The following is a 19,469-nucleotide window of genomic DNA, read 5'->3' on the forward strand; positions in this document are numbered from 1 at the left end:
TCAGCACTGCAAAACCACTTCGCCCAAACAGTTGCCATTGCTGCCGAACGTGCGCTCGGCCAGCACGCGGCTGCCGTCGGCCTTGACGATCAACGCAGTACTGGCGCGGGTGCCGTAGGTGACGCTGGCAATAAATATGCTGGACAGCAGGCGTTCGCCGGTCAGGCCGATGCCGGTCTGTGGCAGCTCAGCGTCCGCCGCGCGGGTGGGGTCGGCCAACAGCTTGAGCAGCATCTGTGGATGCGGCTGATGCAAACCGTTGTGCAGTGCCTGCTTGGCCCGTTGCAGCTTGGGCCATGGCGTGTCCAGGTCGGCATTCGACAGGCCGTGTACGCCTTCCGCCAGCGGCTTGGCCCGTCCGTTGAGGGAGTTGAAGTGCCAGAGTTGCTGGCTGTCACCGAGCAGCAGGTTAAAGCCGCTGTAGTGGCGGCGCTGCTCGTGCAGGTTATGCAGAAAGTCTTCGATGCTGTGGCTGCCGGCGAGAAACGCCACCGGCAACTCGCCCCGCGAGCGGCCGCCTTGAGCCTGGCCGGGGTCACGAATATTGGTCAGGGCGGCAAAGCGCCCGTCGGGGCCGACGCCAAGCCAGGTGCCGCCGGCCTGCAGGTCGCGTCCGGCAATCACGCCTGGCACATCGGGCCATTCGGCCAGCGGTTGGCTGGGGCGTTCATAGAATTCATCGCGGTTGGCGGCCAGCAGCAGCGGCTGGGCATGGCCCGGTCGCCAGGCCAGGACGATCAGGCACATGAGTTAGCTCCTTAACTTGGTCAGCACGCCGGCGTTGTCCAGTTCGTGGCCCAGGTGCAGGCGCACCTTGCGCGCGCCGCAGCCGAGGCCGAGTTCCAGCAGGATGCGCTCTTCGACCTGTGACAGGCCGCCCTCCAGGCGCTCCAGCGGTTGAATCAGCAGCTGTGGCGGTCGGCTCAGGCGCAGAAAACGCTTGGGCAGGATTTCCTCGACGCCGCGCTGCAGCAGTTGCTGCGCCGCCGCAAAATCCGCTACCAGCAGGCGCTGATTGCTGAATGCAGGGTCGGCCTGCAGGTGCAGCACGCGGCCACTCTGCAGATGCGTCAGGTGCATCTGGTTGCAGCTCAGCTTCAGGTACAGGGTCGGGCGCATGTTGGTCTATTCCACAGGCGATGGAAGGCACTTTACGCAAAGCCAGGGCGGACATCCATCGCCCAAAGTAGAGTCCGGCCCTGTGCATCCGTTACCATGCCGGATTGTTTGCGGGGGTGCTGATGGAACTGCTGCTGTATTTGGTCCTTGGGGCTGCAGCTGGAACGCTTGCCGGGTTATTTGGCGTGGGTGGCGGCATTATCATCGTGCCGGTGCTGGTCCTGAGTTTTGCTGCGCAGGGCTTTGATCCGGTGATTCTGACGCATCTGGCGGTGGGCACTTCGCTGGCGACCATTATCTTCACCTCGATCAATTCGGTGCTTGAACATCAGCGTAAAGGCGCGGTGCTGTGGCCGGTATTTGCCTGGATGACCCTGGGGATTCTGCTTGGCGCGGGGCTTGGCGCAATCACTGCGGCGGCGATTCAGGGGCCATTGCTGCAAAAGATCATCGGCGTGTTCGCGATCATTATTGCCGTGCAAATGGCCTTGGAACTGAAACCCAAAGCCAGCCGCACTGTCCCAGGCAAGCCGGCACTGACCCTGGCCGGTGGCGTGATTGGCTGGGCTTCGGCGATTTTCGGGATTGGCGGCGGCTCGCTGACGGTGCCGTTTCTGACCTGGCGCAGCGTGCCTATGCAGCAGGCGGTGGCTACTTCTTCGGCCTGTGGCTTGCCGATTGCCATAGCCAGTGCCCTGAGTTTTATCTGGCTGGGCTGGGATAAACCCGCGCTGCCGGAGTGGAGTCTGGGGTTTGTCTACCTGCCGGCGCTGCTGGGGATTGCGATTCCCAGCATGTACTTTGCCCGTGTCGGCGCACGCCTGGCGCACAAGCTGTCGCCGCGCCTGCTCAAGCGTCTGTTTGCCCTGCTGCTGTTTAGCGTGGGCTTAAGTTTCCTGATCTAAGGAGTTTTTGATGCTGCCTTACCCGCAGATCGACCCGGTTGCACTGGCCCTTGGCCCGCTGAAAATCCATTGGTATGGCCTGATGTACCTGATCGGCATCGGCGGCGCCTGGTGGCTGGCCTCGCGCCGGGTCAACGCCTTCGCGCCAAGCTGGAACAAGGAGAAACTCTCCGACCTGGTGTTCTGGGTAGCCATGGGGGTGATCCTCGGTGGCCGTCTCGGTTATGTGCTGTTCTACGACCTGGCCGCCTATATCGCTGAGCCGGTGCGCATGCTGCGTATCTGGGAAGGCGGTATGTCGTTCCACGGCGGCTTGATCGGCGTAATGCTCGCTACCTGGTGGTTTGGCAAGCGCAACAACAAGAGTTTCTTCGAACTGATGGACTTTATCGCGCCGCTGGTGCCGATTGGCCTTGGTGCCGGGCGTATCGGCAACTTTATCAATGCCGAACTGTGGGGCAAGGCCACCGACGTGCCTTGGGCAATGATCTTCCCCACCGATCCGCAGCAACTGGCGCGCCACCCTTCGCAGCTGTACCAGTTCGCCCTGGAAGGTGTGGCGCTGTTCGCCATCCTCTGGTTCTACTCGCGCAAACCGCGGCCGACCATGGCCGTGTCCGGCATGTTTGCCATGTGCTACGGGATCTTCCGCTTTATCGTTGAATTCGTCCGCGTACCGGATGCCCAGCTCGGTTACCTGGCCGGCGGCTGGCTGACCATGGGCCAGATCCTCTGCGTGCCGATGATCCTCGGCGGCCTGGGTCTGATTGCCTACGCCTACAAACGCCAGGCGGCGCAGGAGGCCGTGCAATGAAACAGTACCTCGACCTGATGCGCCTGGTGCGCGAGACCGGCACCTTCAAGCAGGATCGTACCGGCACCGGCACCTACAGCATTTTTGCCCATCAGATGCGCTTCAACTTGGCCGACGGCTTTCCGCTGGTGACCACCAAGAAGTGCCATCTGAAATCGATCATCCATGAGCTGCTGTGGTTCCTCCAGGGCGACACCAACATCAAGTACCTGAAGGACAACGGTGTGCGCATCTGGGACGAGTGGGCCGACGAAAACGGTGACCTCGGCCCGGTCTATGGCTACCAGTGGCGCAGCTGGCCGGCGCCGAACGGCGAGTCGATCGACCAGATCAGCAAGCTGATCGAGATGATCAAGCAGAACCCGGATTCGCGCCGTTTGATCGTCTCGGCATGGAACCCGGCACTGGTTGAGCAGATGGCATTGCCGCCGTGCCACGCGCTGTTCCAGTTCTACGTGGCTGACGGCAAGCTCAGCTGCCAGCTGTACCAGCGCTCGGCGGATATATTCCTCGGTGTGCCGTTCAACATTGCCAGCTACGCCTTGCTGACGCTGATGGTGGCGCAGGTCTGCGGCCTGCAACCGGGTGACTTTATCTGGACTGGCGGCGACTGCCACCTGTACGCCAACCATATCGAGCAAACCGATCTGCAGCTGAGCCGCGAGCCGCTGCCGCTGCCGACCATGAAGCTCAACCCCGAGGTGAAAGACCTGTTGGTCTTCAAGTTCGAAGATTTCGAGCTGGTCGGCTACCAGGCGCATCCGCATATCCCGGCGCCTGTTGCGGTCTGATCTGTGCTGTTTGATTCGCAGCTAAAGCCCCTCCCACGGATAGATGCTGTCCATGTGGGAGGGGCTTTAGCCGCGGCATCTGAAAACTGCTAGAGCAACTCCGCCGCCAACTGCTGCACCTGCTCCTGCCTATCGCCGTCTTCCAGCGTCGCGCCGGGGTTGAGCGATGACCATTCCGGATGCGCGCGGGCTTTGTGCAGGGCCTCCGGCAGCTTGCCTTCGCGCCAGCTGGTGTCCTGCGGCGTACTCAGGCTGATGGCCTCGACGGCGGCATGACCACGGGCTTCCAGCGCTTGCAGCAGCAACTGTTGACGCAGGGCGAGCAGGCGCAGCACGGCGTCGTCCACGGTCAGCTCGCGCTGGCCCTTGAGTTTGCCTTTCAGCCGCGCGCCATAGCCGCGCAGAGTCTGCGCGCTGCCGCCGAGCACGGCGCCGATCAGCGCCGCCGCGCCGAGGGTAATGCCGCCGACCAACAGGTCGACGCCCACCCCGGTGGCCGCGCCTGCCGCCATGCCGCCGCCGATATTGATGCCGAGCTGCTTGAGGGTTTCCGGGTTGAACAGATCGTCGCCCCAACGGCCGTCGAGCAAGGGCAGGTCACCGGCCTTGGCGTCGTCCTGGCGGAAGGCGTACAAACGCAGCAGAGCCTCCACGCAGCGTTGTTCGCGTTGCCGGATGGTCTGATGCAGGTCGCGGATTGCACCCTGTTCCAGCACCGCTTGCGCGGCCACGCTACGGCGGCAGGCGGCGCAGTCCAGCAGCAGTTCGGCGATCAGCCGCGCGCCGCTGCTTTTGCGCAATTGGCGCTGCGCCAGGTGATCATCGATCAACCGTTGCAGTTGCGCTCGGGCCTTTTCCTGCAGCAGCGCCAGGCTGTCGTACAGGCGGCGTTCGCCATCCAGCGGTGGCGCCACACTGTCGAAGCATACCAGGGCATGCAGGCCGAGGCGCGCCAGGGCATCGCGCCAGTCCTGCTCGCGGTGCTGGCTGCTGCTGACGAAATTCAGTACGGGCAGCAAAGGCCGGCCGCACATGGCCAATACGGCCAGTTCATCGCGGTATTTCGCCAGCACCGGCTCGCGTGCATCGATTACATAGAGACCGGCGTCCGAGGCCAGCAGTTGGCGCAACACCTTGGCTTCCTGCTCGAAACGCTGGCGTGCTTCGCTGCCGCCCAAGAAGCGCGCTAACCGCGCCGGGCCGTCCAGGCGTTCGCCGGGGCGATCCAGGCGTTCCAGATAATCCAGCAGGGCGATGGCGTCTTCCAGGCCGGGGGTGTCGTACAGCTCCAGCAGCGCCTCGCCGTCCACCGACAGCCGTGCGCCTTCGACGTGGCGGGTGGTGCTGGGGCGATGGGACACCTCGCCGAAGCCGACGTCGCGGGTCAGCGTGCGCAGCAGCGAGGTCTTGCCGACATTGGTGTGGCCGACCACGGCCAGCGTGAGGGCTTTAGTCATGGCCATGCTCCAGCCAGCTGAACGGCGCACTGTCGCTGTAGCTCAGCTGCAGTTGCTCCAGTGCATGGTGCCAGTCGCCCAGGCGCGCGCTGTCGAGGGCTTCACCGGATGGCGGTGGCAGTAACCAGATCCGTGTGGCGGCTGCGCTGCGCGCCAGTTCACCGAGCAGTGCCAGGCTGCCACGATCCGGCGAGCGGCGTGGGTCACAGGCAATCAGCAGGCGTGCCGGCGGGAAGCGGTTGAGCTGGTCGAGCAGCTGGTTGCGCTGTTCGCGGCTGTCGACCACCCCGGCATCGCCGACGTTCTTGGGTAAAGCGGGTGGCCAGCTACGTTGTGGATCCAGCTCGACTGCTACCAGCAGCGCGCCGTGACTTTCTGCAGCCTGGCTGCTGGCCTGCGGTTGGTGCAGTTGCGCCGGCGCGGCGTCGCACACGCCGAGGCGTTCGCTGCTCGGTTGCAGGCGCTCGCGCAGCAGGCTGTAGCCGGGCAGGCTGAGGTCCAGGCTCAGCGCCGCGTAGCCCCGGCGCCAGCGCCATAGGCAGAGCAGCAACAGGCCCAGGCGCGGCAGTATGCCGTAGACCACAAGCACGCCCACCAGCCAGCCGGCCCAGCTTAGCCGCGCGTTTTCGTTGGCCAAGGCACTGTCGCCGCTGGCGCGGATCAGTTCAGCATCCGGCAGGCTGAAGCCGAGCAGCGCCGGCAGGCTGCCGATGGCCTGAGTCATCGCGATAAAGCTGTCGCCGCCGAGCAGGGTGCTTTCCCAGACAAAGCCGTAACGGCGGGTGGCCAACAGGGCCAGCAAGGTCAGGAGTGCGGTAAGCAGAGTCAGCAGCCAGAAGCCCTGCACCAGCACGCCCAGGCCCCAACGACTGAGGTGCTGGCGTTGCAACATCAACAGCAGGGCAGGGGCCAGTTGGGCGGCCTGGGCATCGCGGGCGAGCTTGGCGCTCAGCCACAACCACAGATGGCCGAGGGCACCCGCGCTGTCGCGGCTTAGTAGCAGCCCCAGCGCCCAAACCATCAGCAGAAGGAGGTTCAGCCCGAGCAGGCTGCCCAGGGCCCAAAACACATTGACCGGACGCAAACCGTCGCCCAAAGCAGCCACTGCCAAGCCACTGCCGCTGAGGATGGCCAGCAGTACCAGCAACAAACCGGCCAGGCGCGCGCCCTGTAGCCAGTGCTGCAGCGCCTGCACCTGGCCGTCACGTTCGCCCAGCAGCCAGGCGCGGGTCTGGATGCGTTCGCCGAGTGCGCCGCCCTGAGTCTGGGCGCTGCGGTTGGCTTCGCTGTCTTCCAACGGGCCGGCATGTTCCTCGCGCAGGCGGATGGTTTCAGTTAGCCAAAGGCGTTGCAGCGGGTTGGTGGCGGCAGTCACACGGCGTCTCGTCGATCAGGTCAGAGGTTGAGCATAACCGCTGCCGCCGTGTTGGGCTAAATCCGCTCTGCTTCAGGGTTTTGCGCGCAGGCGCACGGCGATGTCTGGCTGGTCGATAAACAGGCCGTCGATGCCGGCATCGAGAAACAGCTGAATTTCCGCTGCGCTATCACCGCGTGCCTGCGGGTCGCTACCAGTACGCAGATTGGCCGGGAGAAAGGTGTTCTCCGCGCGGAAGGTGTAGGGGTGCACCTTCAGGCCGTGGGCATGGGCATTGGCGACGAACGCGGTGGCATTGGCTGCATCAAGGTTGCCGTTGGCGTCACGGGGGATGATGTAGCTCTTCTCCGGGCCAACCCCGGCGGCGTAACGCGAGATAGCTTTGAGCCCGGCCGGGCTGGCCATTTGTGCGTAGGTCAGACCAGTGCCAAGTACCTGCTGGTCAAACGGCTGGCCGGCGCCGAACAGCTGCACCAGGCGGATGGAGGTCAGGCGGCTGAGGGTCTTGAGATTTTCCACCTCGAAGGACTGGATATACACCGGGGCCTTGGCATTTTGGTAGCCGTTCTTCTTCAGCAGCTTGACCAGCGGTTTCTCCAGGGCCAGGCCGAGTTGCTGGAAGTGGGTCGGGTGTTTGGTTTCCGGATACAGGCCGATCACCCGCTGCTGGCTCAGTTGCAGGCTTTTCACCAGGTCGATGATTTCCTGCAGGGTGGGGATGCTGAAGTTGCCGTCTAGGCGGGCATTGCCTGGGCGAATCTGCGGGATACGCTCGATGGCGCGCAGGGTCTTCAGTTCGACGAGGGTAAAGTCTTCACTGAACCAGCCGTTGAGGGTCACGCCATCAATCGTCTGGGTGCGTTGGCGGTTGGCAAACTCGGGGCGCTGGGCGACATCGGTGGTCAGCCCCAGTTCGTTGTCATGGCGGGCGACCAATTGGCCGTCCTTGCTCATTACCAGGTCCGGCTCGATATAGTCGGCACCCTGCAGAACCGCCAGGGCGTAGGCAGCCAGGGTGTGTTCGGGCACATAACCGCTGGCGCCACGGTGGGCGATGATTAGCGGCTTGGCGTCGCCTCTGGGCTTGCCGTGGTGGGTTTGCGGCTGCTGCCTGGCCCAGTCGATGGCGGCTTGTACGCTGTCGGCTTGAGCCGGGCTGGCCATGGCCAGTAGCGGGGCCAGCAAACTGGCGCAAAACAGGGTACGGAGGTTGAGGAACATGGCGGCGACTCCTTGCGCGGGGTGGAAGTAAAAGCCTGCCTGGGCAACGGTGACGGCTTGAAGACAGCCTGGCAACCGCTGCATGAAAAGTTCGCAGCTGTGCACGGGTTGGCAGCGCAAAGGTGGGCTGCGAGGTGCGTTGAGCCTCTGGTATGCTCGCGGGCATGAACAAGACTCTTCCTCTCAGCCTGATCGCTGCCCTCGCGGAAAACCGCGTGATCGGCCGCGACAACCAACTGCCCTGGCACTTGCCGGCGGACCTCAAGCACTTCAAGGCGCTGACCCTTGGTAAGCCGATCATCATGGGGCGCAAGACCTGGGATTCCCTCGGTCGGCCCTTGCCAGGTCGGCTCAATCTGGTGGTCAGCCGTCAGTCCGGCTTGCAGCTGGAGGGGGCAGAGGTCTTCGCCAGCCTCGATGCCGCGCTTGAGCGTGCCGAGGCTTGGGCCCTTGAAGAGGACGCCGAAGAGCTGATACTGATCGGCGGCGCGCAACTCTACGAGCTGGGCCTGGGCCAGGCCGAACGCCTGTACCTGACCCGCGTCGGCATCAGCCCTCAGGGCGATGCCTACTTCCCCGAAGTGGCCGAGGCTGACTGGCACCTGTCTTCCGCCATCGAACACATGGAAGGCCTGGAAACCCCCGGCTACGTGTTTGAGGTATGGGATCGCAAATAGCCCGTCCGGGCTGAGTTTTCCCGCGCTGTATTGATCTCCGCCAGGGTGGTTGCCGACATGGCATGCCACCCTGCGTGTCGTTGTTGCGTGGCGTTACGCCGTTCTTGCTGGCCGCTACGCTGACTATTGCCGTTTGCTCTCTACAGGTTGTTCTCCATGCATGACGCTGATGCCGATCACGCCGAGCCGGATCGTATTGCCGCGATCTTTATTCGCCCCCCCCTCTGGGAAGATGGCCTGGCGTTGCTGCTGGGCACCGCCATGGTGGCGCTGGGGATTACCCTCTACAGCCAGGCGGGCTTGCTGACTGGCGGTACCGTGGGCTTGGCTTTTCTGATGAAGTACCTGCTCGGCTGGCCCTTCGGTGTGGTGTTCTTTCTGCTCAACCTGCCGTTCTATGCCCTGGCCATCTGGCGCATGGGCTGGCCGTTCACCCTGCGCACCTTCTGCGCGGTGGGGATGGTCTCGTTGCTGGCCGAATTGACGCCGCAGTGGATCGGCTTCACCCACCTCAACGTCATTTATGCCGCGTTGTTTGGCGGCTTTGCCATGGGCCTGGGGCTGCTGATGCTGTTCCGCCACCGCGCCAGCCTCGGCGGGGTGAATATCCTCGCGCTGTACCTGCAGGAGCGTTTCGGCCTGCGCGCCGGCAAGGTGCAGATGGGCATCGATGTGTTGATCGTGCTGGGCGCGGTCATGGTCGTGCCGCTGGACAAGGTGGCGCTGTCGATCCTTGGCGCGCTGGCGCTGAATATGGTGCTGGCGATCAACCACCGCGCCGGGCGCTATATGGGCGTCAGCTGAAAACAAAAAAGCCCGGCACTCAGCCGGGCTTTTGTTTACAGCGACTGGCTTAGGGCACCAGTTTTTCCAGCAACGCCTTATCGCGCACCGCGCCCTTGTCGGCGCTGGTGGCGAGCAGGGCGTAGGCCTTGAGCGCTGTGGTGACTTTGCGCGGGCGTACTTCCACCTGCTTCCAACCTTTCTTGTCCTGTTCCGCGCGGCGTGCGGCCAGCTCTTCATCGCTGATCAGCAGGTTGATTGAGCGCTCGTGGATATTGATCAGGATCTTGTCGCCTTCGCGCACCAGGCCGATGGCGCCACCGGCAGCGGCTTCCGGGGAAGCATGGCCGATGGACAGGCCCGAGGTGCCGCCGGAGAAGCGGCCGTCGGTGAGCAGGGCGCAGGCTTTGCCCAGGCCTTTGGATTTCAGGTACGAAGTCGGGTAGAGCATTTCCTGCATGCCCGGGCCGCCTTTCGGACCTTCGTAGCGGATGATGACGATGTCACCGGCCTGCACTTCGTCGGCGAGGATGCCGCGCACGGCGCTGTCCTGGCTTTCGAAAATTTTCGCGCTGCCTTCGAAGACGTGGATGGACTCATCGACACCGGCGGTTTTCACCACGCAGCCGTCGAGGGCGATATTGCCGTAGAGCACGGCCAGGCCGCCTTCTTGCGAATACGCATGCTCGACGCTGCGGATGCAGCCGTTTTCACGGTCGTCATCCGCGGTGTCCCAGCGGGTGCTCTGGCTGAACGCGGTCTGCGTCGGGATGCCAGCCGGGCCTGCGCGGAAGAAGGTGTGTACGGCCTCATCGTCGGTCTGGGTGATGTCCCATTTGGCAATGGCCTCGGCCATGGACTTGCTGTGTACTGTCGGCAGGTCGGTGTGCAGCAGGCCGCCACGGGCCAGGGAGCCGAGGATGGAGAAGATGCCACCAGCGCGGTGCACGTCTTCCATATGGTACTTTTGGATGTTCGGCGCGACTTTGCACAGCTGCGGAACCTTGCGCGACAGGCGGTCGATATCGCGCAGGTCGAAATCGACTTCGCCTTCCTGGGCGGCGGCCAGCAGGTGCAGGATGGTGTTGGTCGAACCACCCATGGCGATGTCCAGAGTCATGGCGTTCTCGAACGCCTTGAAGTTGGCGATGTTGCGCGGCAGCACCGACTCGTCACCTTCACCGTAGTAGCGCTTGCACAGCTCGACAGCAGTGCGCCCGGCTTGCAGGAACAGCTGTTCGCGGTCGCTGTGGGTGGCCAGGGTCGAACCGTTGCCCGGCAGGGCCAGGCCCAAGGCTTCCATTAGGCAGTTCATCGAGTTAGCGGTAAACATGCCGGAGCAGCTGCCGCAGGTCGGGCAGGCGCTGCGTTCATACTCGGCGACTTTCTCGTCACTGGCCGAATCGTCGGCGGCGATCACCATGGCGTCGACCAGGTCCAGGCCGTGGCTGGCCAGCTTGGTTTTACCGGCTTCCATCGGCCCGCCGGAGACGAAGATCACCGGGATGTTCAGGCGCAAGGAGGCCAGCAGCATGCCGGGGGTGATCTTGTCGCAGTTACTGATGCAGACAATGGCGTCGGCGCAGTGGGCGTTGACCATGTATTCCACGGAGTCGGCGATAATCTCGCGACTCGGCAGCGAATAGAGCATGCCGTCGTGGCCCATGGCGATGCCGTCGTCGACCGCGATGGTGTTGAATTCCTTGGCCACGCCGCCGTGTTTCTCGATCTCGCGGGCCACCAGCTGGCCCATGTCCTTCAGGTGCACGTGGCCGGGCACGAACTGGGTGAAGGAGTTGGCGATGGCGATGATCGGCTTCTTGAAGTCTTCGTCCTTCATCCCTGTGGCGCGCCACAGGGCGCGGGCGCCGGCCATATTGCGGCCGTGGGTGGAGGTCTTCGAGCGGTAGTCAGGCATGGCGGTCAATCCTGCAAAGGCTATTCAGGTCACGCGTGCACAGGCGATAACGCTGTGCGGGCAACGGGCTGTTGATGCGTATGTTGAGCCGGGTTCAGGCCCAAGGCAAACGCAAGTGCGCATTTGTCGGGCCGGGGCGCTGCCTGGCGCGGGGTGGGCGCTGGCGTGGCTGGGCTACAAGTCCGCCTAGGATATGGCAGGAGAATGCCGATTCTAATCGCAGGTGCCTCGGGGCGAAAGGCCAGGTGGTGGCGCGGTGCGCGCAGGGGCAAGCATTTCTGTGCGCGGGCGCGCGAAAGACCGCTCGGTCATCAAAGGTTCATCGGCATCGCCGCGGCTGTCATGTCTGCGCAATCAGGACGCGCTGGTATAGGCCAGCGTGAGGCAAGCCTGCCGTCTGTCTCGGCCAACCTTATCTACAACAATCTAAGGAAGCGACATGACTGCAACGAAAACCGTGGGGGGCCTATTGGCGTTTACCGCCGCCAGCCTGCTGACCGCCCAGGCCGAAGCCGGCAACAACAAGGTGCTGTTCTTCGGCATCGATGGCTTTAAGGCCGATGCCATTGCAAGTGCGCACATGGTCAACCTGGAGCGTTTGATTGCCGATGGCGTGTACACCGACGGCGGTTGGGCACCGGATACCTCGATGAGTGGTCCCGGCTGGTCGACCCTATTTATGGGGGTGGAGCGCGACAAGCACGGGGTGCGTGACAACAGCTTTGCCGGCAAGAACTACGGCCAGTATCCGCACTTTCTCAGTCTGGTCGAGCAGCGTAAACCGCAGCTGGTTACTGCCTATGCCTACAACTGGGAGCCCCTGTACAGCCAGATGCAACCACAGGCTGACCTCAAGTTTGACGGCCCGGAAGCCAACGACCCGGTGTTGTTCGCCCAGGCCGAAGACTGGCTGCGTAACCGTGCCGACCTCGATGTGCTCAGCACTTATTTCTATGGCGTCGACGAGGCTGGCCACGGCTATGGCTTTCATTCCGATACGCCACAGTACATCCAGGCCATGGACCGTGCCGACGCCGAGCTTGGTCGGCTTTTGCAGGCCATTGAGGCGCGGCCCAGCTACGCTGAGGAAAACTGGCTGATCATCGTAAGCACTGACCACGGTGGCTCCAGCACCGGGCATGGCGGCAACCGCCCGGAGCACCGTAAGGTCGCGGTGGTGATGAGCGGTGCCGGGATTCCGGCCCTGGGGCGCAACACGCTGCGTGAACCGCTGCGCCAGGTCGATGTGCTGCCGACGCTGTTCGAGCACCTAGGGGTGTCGACTCAGGGGTTGGACCTCGACGGCCGCTCGCGGCTACACCCACAAGCCCGCACATTCGCCTTCGGTCAGAACCTTCTGGGCAACCCGGGCGCCGAGTACGGTGTGGCCCACAGCGACCTCGACTATGACCCTGACATCGCCGGTTGGACCAAGGGTGGCCTACAGACGGTGATGCACTACGGTGCGCGCGCTGAGCTGCCGAGTGGCCAGGGGCAGTTGTTCGTCGGTCAGGGCAAGGGTTCGCTGACCCAGCGCATCGAACTGCCGGCCGACGCCGCAGGGCGACCGTTCCTGCTCAATGCGCAACTAGGCGCCAGCGCAGGCAGCCGCCATGACGCTCGGGTACTGTTGCGTTTTCGCAGCGAGCAGAAACGCAGTTCGCTGTACTGGAATGACGACACTGGGTATTTCTTCGCCGGTGATCAGTACTACCGCTATAACTACCGCAGCGACCGTGTCGATCCGGGTTATCCCAAGCCGATTGCCGGCAATTGGATCGGTCTCGATGGCTTCGCCGGCGGCGCCCGCGATATCGATGCGGCGTTCAACGCCGGCAACGGTAAGGCCTACTTCTTCAAGGGCGAGCAGTATGTGCGCTTCGATATCGCCAATGATCGGGTCGACAGTGGCTACCCGAAGCCAATCGTAGGTAACTGGCCGGGGCTTGAGCGTCTGGCGGGTGGCGCGCGCGACCTCGACGACGTGCTTGAGGTCAACGGTTCCAAGCTGTATTTCTTCAAGGACGGCGAGTATGTGCGCTATAACTTGAGTCTGGGCGACAAAGCTGACAAGAACTATCCGCTGAACCTCTCCGGAGCTACTTGGTCCGGGGTGCAGCAGTGGCCGCTGGGTATCAGTGCGGCGGTCAAGCGCAACAGTGGCGTGGCTTATCTGTTCAATGGCGGCGAATACATCCGCTACAACCTGATTACCGATAAGGCCGAGAGCGGCTACCCCAAGGCGGTGACCGCCAGCACCTGGCCCGGGCTAGATGCGTTCCGCGACGTCGGGCGTTTTTCGCCACTGTGCCGTTGAGTACTGCCGAGCGGGACGGCCAGTTGCTCAGCCGTGAGCTCTACGGCAGCGTGCCGGCCGGGGCGACTTCGGTGGAAGTAGAGTTGCGCTTCGAGACGTCGGGCAGTAACGGCTTTCCCTTCGCCGATGAACTCAGCCTGCGGATTTACTGAGACGAGGCCCCGGCAACCTGGGTTGTCGGGGCCTACTTATAGCTCTTCGATACCGCGCATGCGTTCGGCGCGGCGGCGCAGCAGTTCGATGGTCACCAGCAGGGCGATGGACACCAGAATCAGCAGGGTGGCAATGGCCAGGATGCTCGGGTTGATCTGCTCGCGCAGGCCCGAGAACATCTGCCGGGGGATGGTGCGTTGCTGTGGACCGGCCATAAACAGGATCACCACCACCTCGTCGAACGAGGTGATAAAGGCGAACAGCGCGCCGGAAATCACCCCAGGACGGATCAGCGGCATGATGATGTCGAAGAACACTCGCAGCGGCGTGGCGCCCAGGTTCAGCGCGGCGCGGGCCAGGCTGTAGTCGAAGCCGGTGAGGGTGGCGGTGACGGTGATGATCACGAACGGCGTGCCCAACGCCGCGTGGGCGATGATCCCCCCGAGGTAATTGCCGGCCAGGCCGAGGTCTGAATAGAAGAACATCCCGGCGGCGGTGATGATCAGCGGCACGATCATCGGCGACAGCAGCAGGGCGGTGATCAGCCTGCGCATTGGCATATCGTCGCGGGCCAGGCCGACCGCAGCACAGGTACCGAGCACGGTGGCAATCAGAGTGGCGAAGATACCGATCAGAAAGCTGTTCTTGATCGCCAGCAGCCATTTGTCGTCACTGAAGATGGCGCTGTACCAGCGCAGTGAGTAGGCCTCGGGCTGCAGGGTGAGCATGCCTTCGGTAAAGCTGAAGAACGGCTCAACGTTGAACGACAGCGGGATGATCACCAGGATCGGCAGGATCAGAAACAGCAGCACCAGCCAGGAGCTGGTCTTCAAGAACCAGGCGCCGAGGTGATGCCAGAAGCCGTAGTAGGCGGGAATCTTCATTGTCTGTTCCTTAGCCCAGTTTGATATTGCTGGCGCCGACAAAGCGGTCGTACAGCCAGTACAGCAGCAGTATCAGGCCGAGCAGCAGGGAGCCCAGTGCGGCGGCTAGTTCCCAGTTGTTCGAGCGCTGCATATGGAAGGCGATGATGTTGCTGATCATCTGCCCATCGGTGCCGCCGACCAGCGCCGGGGTGATGTAGTAGCCGACCGAGATGATAAATACCAGCAGCGCGCCGGCACTCAGACCCGGCAGGGTCATCGGGAAGTAGATGCGCAGAAATGCCGGAATCGGCCGCGCGCCCAGTGACAGCGCTGCGCGCAGATAACTGGGGTCGATGCCGCGCATCACGCTATACAGCGGCAGAATCATAAACGGCAGCAGGATATGGGTCATCGCCACCACCGTGGCGAACGAGGTATAGAGCATCTCGATGGGTTGGCCGATCACGCCGATGCCGAGCAGGAAGGAGTTGATCACCCCGTTGGTCTGCAGCAGGGCGATCCAGGCCGTGGTGCGCACCAGCAGCGACGTCCAGAACGGCAGCAGTACCAGTACCAGTAGCAGGTTGGCGCGGTTCTCCGGCAGGCCGGCCAAGTAGTAGGCCAGCGGGTAGCCGAGCAGCGCGCAGAAAAGCGTGATGACCAGCGCCATGCTCAGGGTCTTGCTGTACAGCTGCAGGTAGATCTGTGTGTCTTCGCGCACCTGAATACCCTGCTCGGGATGCAGTTCCAGGTCGAGTGCAGTCAGGTAGTAGTCATAGGTATAGGGTTTGCCCGCGCGCTGGATGGCATACCAGATTTGCGGCTTGCTCCAGTTGCGGTGCGACTTGAGCAGGATCTCGGCGCCTTGTTGCGTCAGTCGCTCGTCATTCAGGCGTGAGACTTTGCGGGCGGTGGATTTGACCACGCTGGACATGCCCGCCGAGGCGCGGTTGAACTCTTCGGCCAGTTTGCCGGACTGGCGCTCTTTGGCCAGGCCATGCAGCTCCTGGGCGAACACGCTCAGGGTTTTCTCATTAGGAATCGTTTTGCCGTCCCAGCGTTGCAGCTCGCTCAGGGTCAGCGGAATCAGGGTGGCCACCGTCGGGTGGTGAACGCTGCGCCAGAGCATGCTGGCAATCGGTGCGACGAAGGTCAGCAGGATAAACACCAGCAGCGGTACGACAAACAGAAAGGCGGTGAGGCGTTTCTTGTTGCGGGCGTTGGAGGCTTGGCTGGCTTCGGTAGACGTGAGGGAGGACAAGGCGTTACTCCGTAAATCCTGCCCCCTCTCCCGCAGGAGAGGGGGCAGGGCGGGTTACTTCAACAGCCACTCGTTGAATTTTTCACCGAGGGATTCGCCGTAGTCAGCCCAGAAGTCCGAACCGGCCTGGATGCCTTTGCTCAGGTGAGCAGTCGGCAGGTGCGGTGCGGCGCTCTGGTCAGCCAGTGGCATGGAGGATTTGCGGGTTGGGCCGTAGGCCACGTCCGGCATACCGGCCAGTGGAGTGGAGCCGGTGGCGTAGGCAATAAATTTCAGTGCCAGGTCCTTTTTCGGCGAGCCTTTGACGATGGCCCAGGCATCGAGATCGTAGACGTGGCCGTCCCAGACGATGACGAAGGGTTTTTTCTCCTGGCGGATGGCGTCATAGAAACGGCCATTGGCCGACTGCACCAGCACCGCGCCGCCATCGTTGAGCAGTTGTGGCGCCTGCGACCAGGAGTCGAACCAGACGATGTCCTGCTTGATGGTGTCCAGCTTGGCAAAGGCACGGGCCTGGCCTTCCGGGGTCGACCGCTCGTCATAGACTTCGCCCGGCGGCACGCCGTCAGCCAGCAAAGCCCATTCCATGTTCACCTGCGGACGTTTGCGCATGGCGCGCTTGCCGGGGATTTTGCTGGTGTCGAAGAAGTCAGCGATGCTCGCGGCTTTGGTGCCACCGATGGTTTTCTCGTTGTAGGCGAAGACCACCGACCAGACGATATTGCCGACTGCGCACTCGCTGGCTAGGGCTTCGGGAATAAAGTCTTTAGCGGCCGGAACGCCGTCGATACCGGCCGGCAGGATGTCGCGCGGGATGCTTTCCAGCAGACCTTCGGAGCAGGCGCGCTCAAGGTCGATCACCTCGAAGTCGACCACGTCCCACTGGATATTGCCAGACTCGACCTGGGCTTTGATCTCGGCCACACCGCCGGTGTAATCCTCGAACAGGACCTTGTTGCCGGTGTCTTTCATAAACGGGTCGATCACGTGTTTCTGCTGGGCTGCGCCGTAGGCACCGCCCCATGACACGACTGTCAGGGTTTCCTCGGCGCTGGCGGCGAAACTTGCTGTGCCTAGCGCGGCGGCGAGGGCGAAGGTGGAAAAGCGGGTGGTCAGTGTTCTAGCCATTGCTGTGCTCCATTGCTTCTGCTTCTAGTTATCAGGGTCAGGTTGGTGTGGCGACTGGGCGATCCAGTGCCTGGCTGTCTTGCGGCAGCCAGGCAAGGGCTACTTCTTCCTTGGCACTGAGTTGCGGGGCGCTGCTGTCATTCATGTTCTTCACCACCAGCTCGGTGCCGTCAGCGGTCTCGAAGTGGTAACGGATGTATTCGCCGACGTAATGCCGGGTGACGAAGCGCGCCATCACCTGATTGCCGGTGCTGCCAAGACGCTCGGTAAAACTGAGCTTTTCCGGGCGAATGGACACGGTGGTGGGCTGGCCGATCTCGGTGCAGTTGGCTTTCAGGGTGCTGACCAGGCCGCCATCCTCCAGGCGCACCTGCACGTTGTCCGCGCCAACGCTTTCGATCACGCCCTTGAGCTTGTTGCTCTCGCCGATAAAGTCGGCGACGAACAGGTTGGCCGGGCGCTCGTAGAGCACATGGGGCGGCGCGCATTGCTGGACGATGCCGTTGTTGAATACGGCGATGCGGTCGCTCATGGTCAGCGCTTCGGTCTGGTCGTGGGTCACGTAGATCACGGTAAAGCCGAGCTGCTCGTGCAGGCGCTTGATCTCGAACTGCATCTGCTCGCGCAGCTTCTTGTCGAGGGCGCCGAGGGGTTCATCCATCAGTACGATGTCGGGGGCGAAGATCAGCGCGCTGGCCAGGGAAGCGGTTGCCGAAATCCAGTAGCTCGACCAGTGACAGGTATTCGTCGACCTTGGCGCGAATCACCTCTTTGGGCTGTTTGCGGATCTTCAGCGGGTAGGCCAGGTTTTCGCGCAGGGTCATGTGCGGGAACAGCGCGTACTGCTGGAATACCATGCCGATATTGCGCTGGTAGGGGGCGATGCTGGTGACTGAGCGGCCGTTGATCAGGATCTCGCCGCTGGTCACGTCCTCGAACCCGGCGAGCATCATCAGGCAGGTGGTTTTACCCGAGCCGGACGGGCCGAGCAGGGTGATAAATTCGCCCTTGGCCACATCCAGGTTGAAATCCTTGACCACCAGATTCTTGTGGTCGTAAGTCTTCTTGACGTTGGTGAATTGCAGGAACGGTTTGTCCCCAGCCAGGTCAGCCATACCCCTCCCCAAATGTGCTCTGAACAGACAGCAGCTTGTGGCCGTTATCTGAATACTTGAATTCACGCGCCCGCTTCTATGCTGTAACGGGTACTTGTTTGAATGTTCAAGTTACGCAAGCACTGTGCCAGTCCGCTGTGGCTCATCGCGGGCGCGGCAGTGCTGGGGGTAAGCCTAGCCCAGGCGCGGGGTTGCGCCAGGCGGGTGTGGGGAGTGGTAACAGCGCGGGAGAGAAAGAAGCACCTGCCGACACGCACTCGGCAGGTGCAGGTGCTCAACTGTTGGGCAGCAAACGCACGGTCAGACTCTTGATATAGCGGGTTTCATTGATGGCCGGGTGTACTGGATGGTCCGGGCCCTGGGCCCCACGCTCGAGCATCTGAATATTGCGATCCAGATGGCGTGCGCTGGTCAACAGGATGTTCTGCAAGTTGTCTTCTTCCAGGTGCATGGAGCAACTGGCGCTGATCAGGATGCCGTCCTTGTTGAGCAGGCGCATGGCCTGCTCATTTAGGCGGCGGTAGGCACCTTCACCGTTTTTCAGGTCTTTCTTGCGTTTGATAAAGGCGGGAGGGTCGGCGACGATCACGTCGAAGCGTTCTTCGGCGGATTTCAGCTGTTTCAGCGCCTCGAACACATCACCTTCGACACAGGCCACCTTGTCGGTCAGGCCATTGAGGGCCGCGTTGCGCTCTACGCCGTCGAGGGCAAAGCCGGAAGCGTCCACGCACATCACGTCACTGGCGCCGAAGGCCGCAGCCTGCACACCCCAACCGCCGATGTAGCTGAACAGATCGAGTACGCGCTTGCCCTTGACGTAAGGCGCCAGGCGCGCACGGTTCATGCGGTGGTCGTAGAACCAGCCGGTTTTCTGGCCTTCGATCACCGGGGCTTCGAACTTCACCCCGTTTTCTTCCAGGGCGACCCACTCCGGCACCACGCCAAACGGGGTTTCCACATAACGTGCCAGGCCTTCGGCATCGCGGGCGGCGGAGTCGTTCTTGAGCAGGATGCCGCTGGGCTTGCACACCTGGATCAGCGCAGCGAGCACGTCATCCTTGTGCCGTTCCATGGTGGCGGAGGCCAGCTGCACCACCAGAATGTCGAAGAAACGGTCGACCACCAGCCCCGGCAGCAGGTCGGAATCGCCGTACACCAGGCGGTAGCAGGGCTTGTCGAACAGCCGCTCGCGCAGGCTCAGGGCGACGTTGAGCCGGTGTACCAGCAGCGACTTGTCCAGCACATGTTTGACGTCGCGCGACAGCAGGCGCGCGCAGATCAGGTTGTTCGGGCTCATCGCGACGACACCCAGCGGTTTGCCGCCGGCAGCTTCGAGCACCGCTTGATCGCCGGCAGCAAAACCACTCAACGGTGTGGCGGCCACGTCGATTTCGTTGCTGTAGACCCACAGGTGGCCGGCGCGCAAGCGTCGATCGGCATTGGCTTTCAGGCGCAGGCTGGGCAGGGACATGCTGGGGACTCCGAAAAAAGAGCGGAATTATAGCGGGTTCGCTGGCCTTGCGGCGGTTACAAAAGTCGCCTGTGGAAGTGCTGGTGGTTTAGCTAGAC

General features: G+C 62.7%; 17 protein-coding genes and 1 pseudogene. 7 read left to right on the plus strand and 11 right to left on the minus strand.

Going from position 1 to position 19,469, the window contains the following annotated elements; translation table 11 throughout:
- Positions 1–747 carry an NRDE family protein gene (locus BLW24_RS10660; protein WP_090380200.1) on the minus strand — a complete coding sequence of 249 codons (747 nt, stop codon included), beginning with the start codon at positions 745–747 and terminating at the stop codon, positions 1–3.
- A gap of 3 nt (positions 748–750) precedes the next feature.
- On the minus strand, positions 751–1,119 hold the full coding sequence (locus BLW24_RS10665; protein ID WP_090380203.1) for a hypothetical protein: 369 nt from the start codon (positions 1,117–1,119) through the stop codon (positions 751–753).
- Between the two features lie 122 nt (positions 1,120–1,241).
- On the opposite strand from BLW24_RS10665, the gene BLW24_RS10670 reads away from it, so the two are divergent.
- Genes BLW24_RS10670 through BLW24_RS10680 form a run of 3 tightly spaced genes read left to right on the plus strand, consistent with a single transcriptional unit; the run spans position 1,242 to position 3,629 of the window.
- On the plus strand, positions 1,242–2,024 hold the full coding sequence (locus BLW24_RS10670) for a sulfite exporter TauE/SafE family protein (protein WP_090380206.1): 783 nt from the start codon (positions 1,242–1,244) through the stop codon (positions 2,022–2,024).
- A gap of 10 nt (positions 2,025–2,034) precedes the next feature.
- A complete protein-coding gene (lgt, locus tag BLW24_RS10675) occupies positions 2,035–2,838 on the plus strand; it encodes a prolipoprotein diacylglyceryl transferase (protein ID WP_090380209.1) in 804 nt (267 codons plus the stop codon).
- Positions 2,835–3,629 (plus strand): thymidylate synthase, encoded by a 795-nt coding sequence (locus BLW24_RS10680; protein ID WP_090380212.1) that lies wholly within the window; start codon positions 2,835–2,837, stop codon positions 3,627–3,629. Before lgt ends, BLW24_RS10680 begins: the two co-directional genes overlap by 4 nt.
- 89 nt (positions 3,630–3,718) lie before the next feature.
- Here BLW24_RS10680 and BLW24_RS10685 read toward each other — a convergent pair whose 3' ends face one another.
- The 3 genes from BLW24_RS10685 to BLW24_RS10695 form a co-directional block, all read right to left on the minus strand.
- A complete protein-coding gene (locus BLW24_RS10685; protein ID WP_090380215.1) occupies positions 3,719–5,086 on the minus strand; it encodes a DUF3482 domain-containing protein in 1,368 nt (455 codons plus the stop codon).
- Positions 5,079–6,461 (minus strand): DUF2868 domain-containing protein, encoded by a 1,383-nt coding sequence (locus BLW24_RS10690; protein WP_090380218.1) that lies wholly within the window; start codon positions 6,459–6,461, stop codon positions 5,079–5,081. The genes BLW24_RS10685 and BLW24_RS10690 overlap by 8 nt, the downstream gene beginning before the upstream one ends.
- Positions 6,462–6,533: 72 nt before the next feature.
- Complete coding sequence (locus BLW24_RS10695) at positions 6,534–7,682, minus strand: glycerophosphodiester phosphodiesterase (RefSeq protein WP_090380220.1); 1,149 nt, start codon at positions 7,680–7,682, stop codon at positions 6,534–6,536.
- Between the two features lie 152 nt (positions 7,683–7,834).
- Here BLW24_RS10695 and BLW24_RS10700 point away from each other — a divergent pair, with 152 nt between their 5' ends.
- Both BLW24_RS10700 and BLW24_RS10705 read left to right on the plus strand, forming a co-directional pair.
- Entirely contained in the window at positions 7,835–8,359 is a 525-nt protein-coding gene (locus tag BLW24_RS10700) for a dihydrofolate reductase (RefSeq protein ID WP_090380223.1), read from the plus strand.
- Positions 8,360–8,515: 156 nt separating this feature from the next.
- Positions 8,516–9,163 carry a YitT family protein gene (locus tag BLW24_RS10705; RefSeq protein WP_090380226.1) on the plus strand — a complete coding sequence of 216 codons (648 nt, stop codon included), beginning with the start codon at positions 8,516–8,518 and terminating at the stop codon, positions 9,161–9,163.
- Positions 9,164–9,212: 49 nt separating this feature from the next.
- On the opposite strand, the gene ilvD is transcribed toward BLW24_RS10705, so the two are convergent.
- Entirely contained in the window at positions 9,213–11,060 is a 1,848-nt protein-coding gene (gene ilvD, locus BLW24_RS10710) for a dihydroxy-acid dehydratase (RefSeq protein WP_090380229.1), read from the minus strand.
- Between the two features lie 439 nt (positions 11,061–11,499).
- Between ilvD and BLW24_RS10715 the strand changes: the two genes are divergently transcribed.
- Positions 11,500–13,377: a hemopexin repeat-containing protein gene (locus BLW24_RS10715; protein ID WP_090380232.1), complete on the plus strand. Its 1,878-nt coding sequence runs from the start codon at positions 11,500–11,502 to the stop codon at positions 13,375–13,377.
- Entirely contained in the window at positions 13,374–13,529 is a 156-nt protein-coding gene (locus BLW24_RS25925; protein WP_167360354.1) for a hypothetical protein, read from the plus strand. The genes BLW24_RS10715 and BLW24_RS25925 overlap by 4 nt, the downstream gene beginning before the upstream one ends.
- 36 nt (positions 13,530–13,565) lie before the next feature.
- On the opposite strand, the gene BLW24_RS10720 is transcribed toward BLW24_RS25925, so the two are convergent.
- The 5 genes and pseudogenes from BLW24_RS10720 to BLW24_RS10740 all read right to left on the minus strand — a co-directional run bounded on the left by BLW24_RS10720 (position 13,566) and on the right by BLW24_RS10740 (position 19,371).
- Positions 13,566–14,414, minus strand: a complete 849-nt coding sequence (locus BLW24_RS10720; protein WP_090380235.1) for an ABC transporter permease — start codon at positions 14,412–14,414, stop codon at positions 13,566–13,568.
- A gap of 10 nt (positions 14,415–14,424) precedes the next feature.
- Entirely contained in the window at positions 14,425–15,657 is a 1,233-nt protein-coding gene (locus tag BLW24_RS10725) for an ABC transporter permease (protein WP_090380239.1), read from the minus strand.
- Between the two features lie 54 nt (positions 15,658–15,711).
- Positions 15,712–16,785 carry an ABC transporter substrate-binding protein gene (locus BLW24_RS10730; RefSeq protein WP_090380242.1) on the minus strand — a complete coding sequence of 358 codons (1,074 nt, stop codon included), beginning with the start codon at positions 16,783–16,785 and terminating at the stop codon, positions 15,712–15,714.
- Positions 16,786–16,822: 37 nt separating this feature from the next.
- A pseudogene (locus tag BLW24_RS10735) lies at positions 16,823–17,900 on the minus strand (ABC transporter ATP-binding protein).
- Between the two features lie 274 nt (positions 17,901–18,174).
- Entirely contained in the window at positions 18,175–19,371 is a 1,197-nt protein-coding gene (locus BLW24_RS10740; protein ID WP_090380245.1) for a class I SAM-dependent rRNA methyltransferase, read from the minus strand.
- Positions 19,372–19,469: the final 98 nt, after the last annotated feature.

Origin of the sequence: Pseudomonas anguilliseptica (assembly GCF_900105355.1) — a bacterium.
Taxonomy (GTDB): domain Bacteria; phylum Pseudomonadota; class Gammaproteobacteria; order Pseudomonadales; family Pseudomonadaceae; genus Aquipseudomonas; species Aquipseudomonas anguilliseptica.

Coding starts and splice junctions, on each gene's coding strand:
- BLW24_RS10660 (WP_090380200.1), bottom strand. CDS start 747: ATGTGCCTGATCGTCCTGGCCTGGCGACCGGGCCATGCCCAGCCGCTG.
- BLW24_RS10665 (WP_090380203.1), bottom strand. CDS start 1,119: ATGCGCCCGACCCTGTACCTGAAGCTGAGCTGCAACCAGATGCACCTG.
- BLW24_RS10670 (WP_090380206.1), top strand. CDS start 1,242: ATGGAACTGCTGCTGTATTTGGTCCTTGGGGCTGCAGCTGGAACGCTT.
- lgt (WP_090380209.1), top strand. CDS start 2,035: ATGCTGCCTTACCCGCAGATCGACCCGGTTGCACTGGCCCTTGGCCCG.
- BLW24_RS10680 (WP_090380212.1), top strand. CDS start 2,835: ATGAAACAGTACCTCGACCTGATGCGCCTGGTGCGCGAGACCGGCACC.
- BLW24_RS10685 (WP_090380215.1), bottom strand. CDS start 5,086: ATGACTAAAGCCCTCACGCTGGCCGTGGTCGGCCACACCAATGTCGGC.
- BLW24_RS10695 (WP_090380220.1), bottom strand. CDS start 7,682: ATGTTCCTCAACCTCCGTACCCTGTTTTGCGCCAGTTTGCTGGCCCCG.
- BLW24_RS10700 (WP_090380223.1), top strand. CDS start 7,835: ATGCTCGCGGGCATGAACAAGACTCTTCCTCTCAGCCTGATCGCTGCC.
- BLW24_RS10705 (WP_090380226.1), top strand. CDS start 8,516: ATGCATGACGCTGATGCCGATCACGCCGAGCCGGATCGTATTGCCGCG.
- ilvD (WP_090380229.1), bottom strand. CDS start 11,060: ATGCCTGACTACCGCTCGAAGACCTCCACCCACGGCCGCAATATGGCC.
- BLW24_RS10715 (WP_090380232.1), top strand. CDS start 11,500: ATGACTGCAACGAAAACCGTGGGGGGCCTATTGGCGTTTACCGCCGCC.
- BLW24_RS10720 (WP_090380235.1), bottom strand. CDS start 14,414: ATGAAGATTCCCGCCTACTACGGCTTCTGGCATCACCTCGGCGCCTGG.
- BLW24_RS10730 (WP_090380242.1), bottom strand. CDS start 16,785: ATGGCTAGAACACTGACCACCCGCTTTTCCACCTTCGCCCTCGCCGCC.
- BLW24_RS10740 (WP_090380245.1), bottom strand. CDS start 19,371: ATGTCCCTGCCCAGCCTGCGCCTGAAAGCCAATGCCGATCGACGCTTG.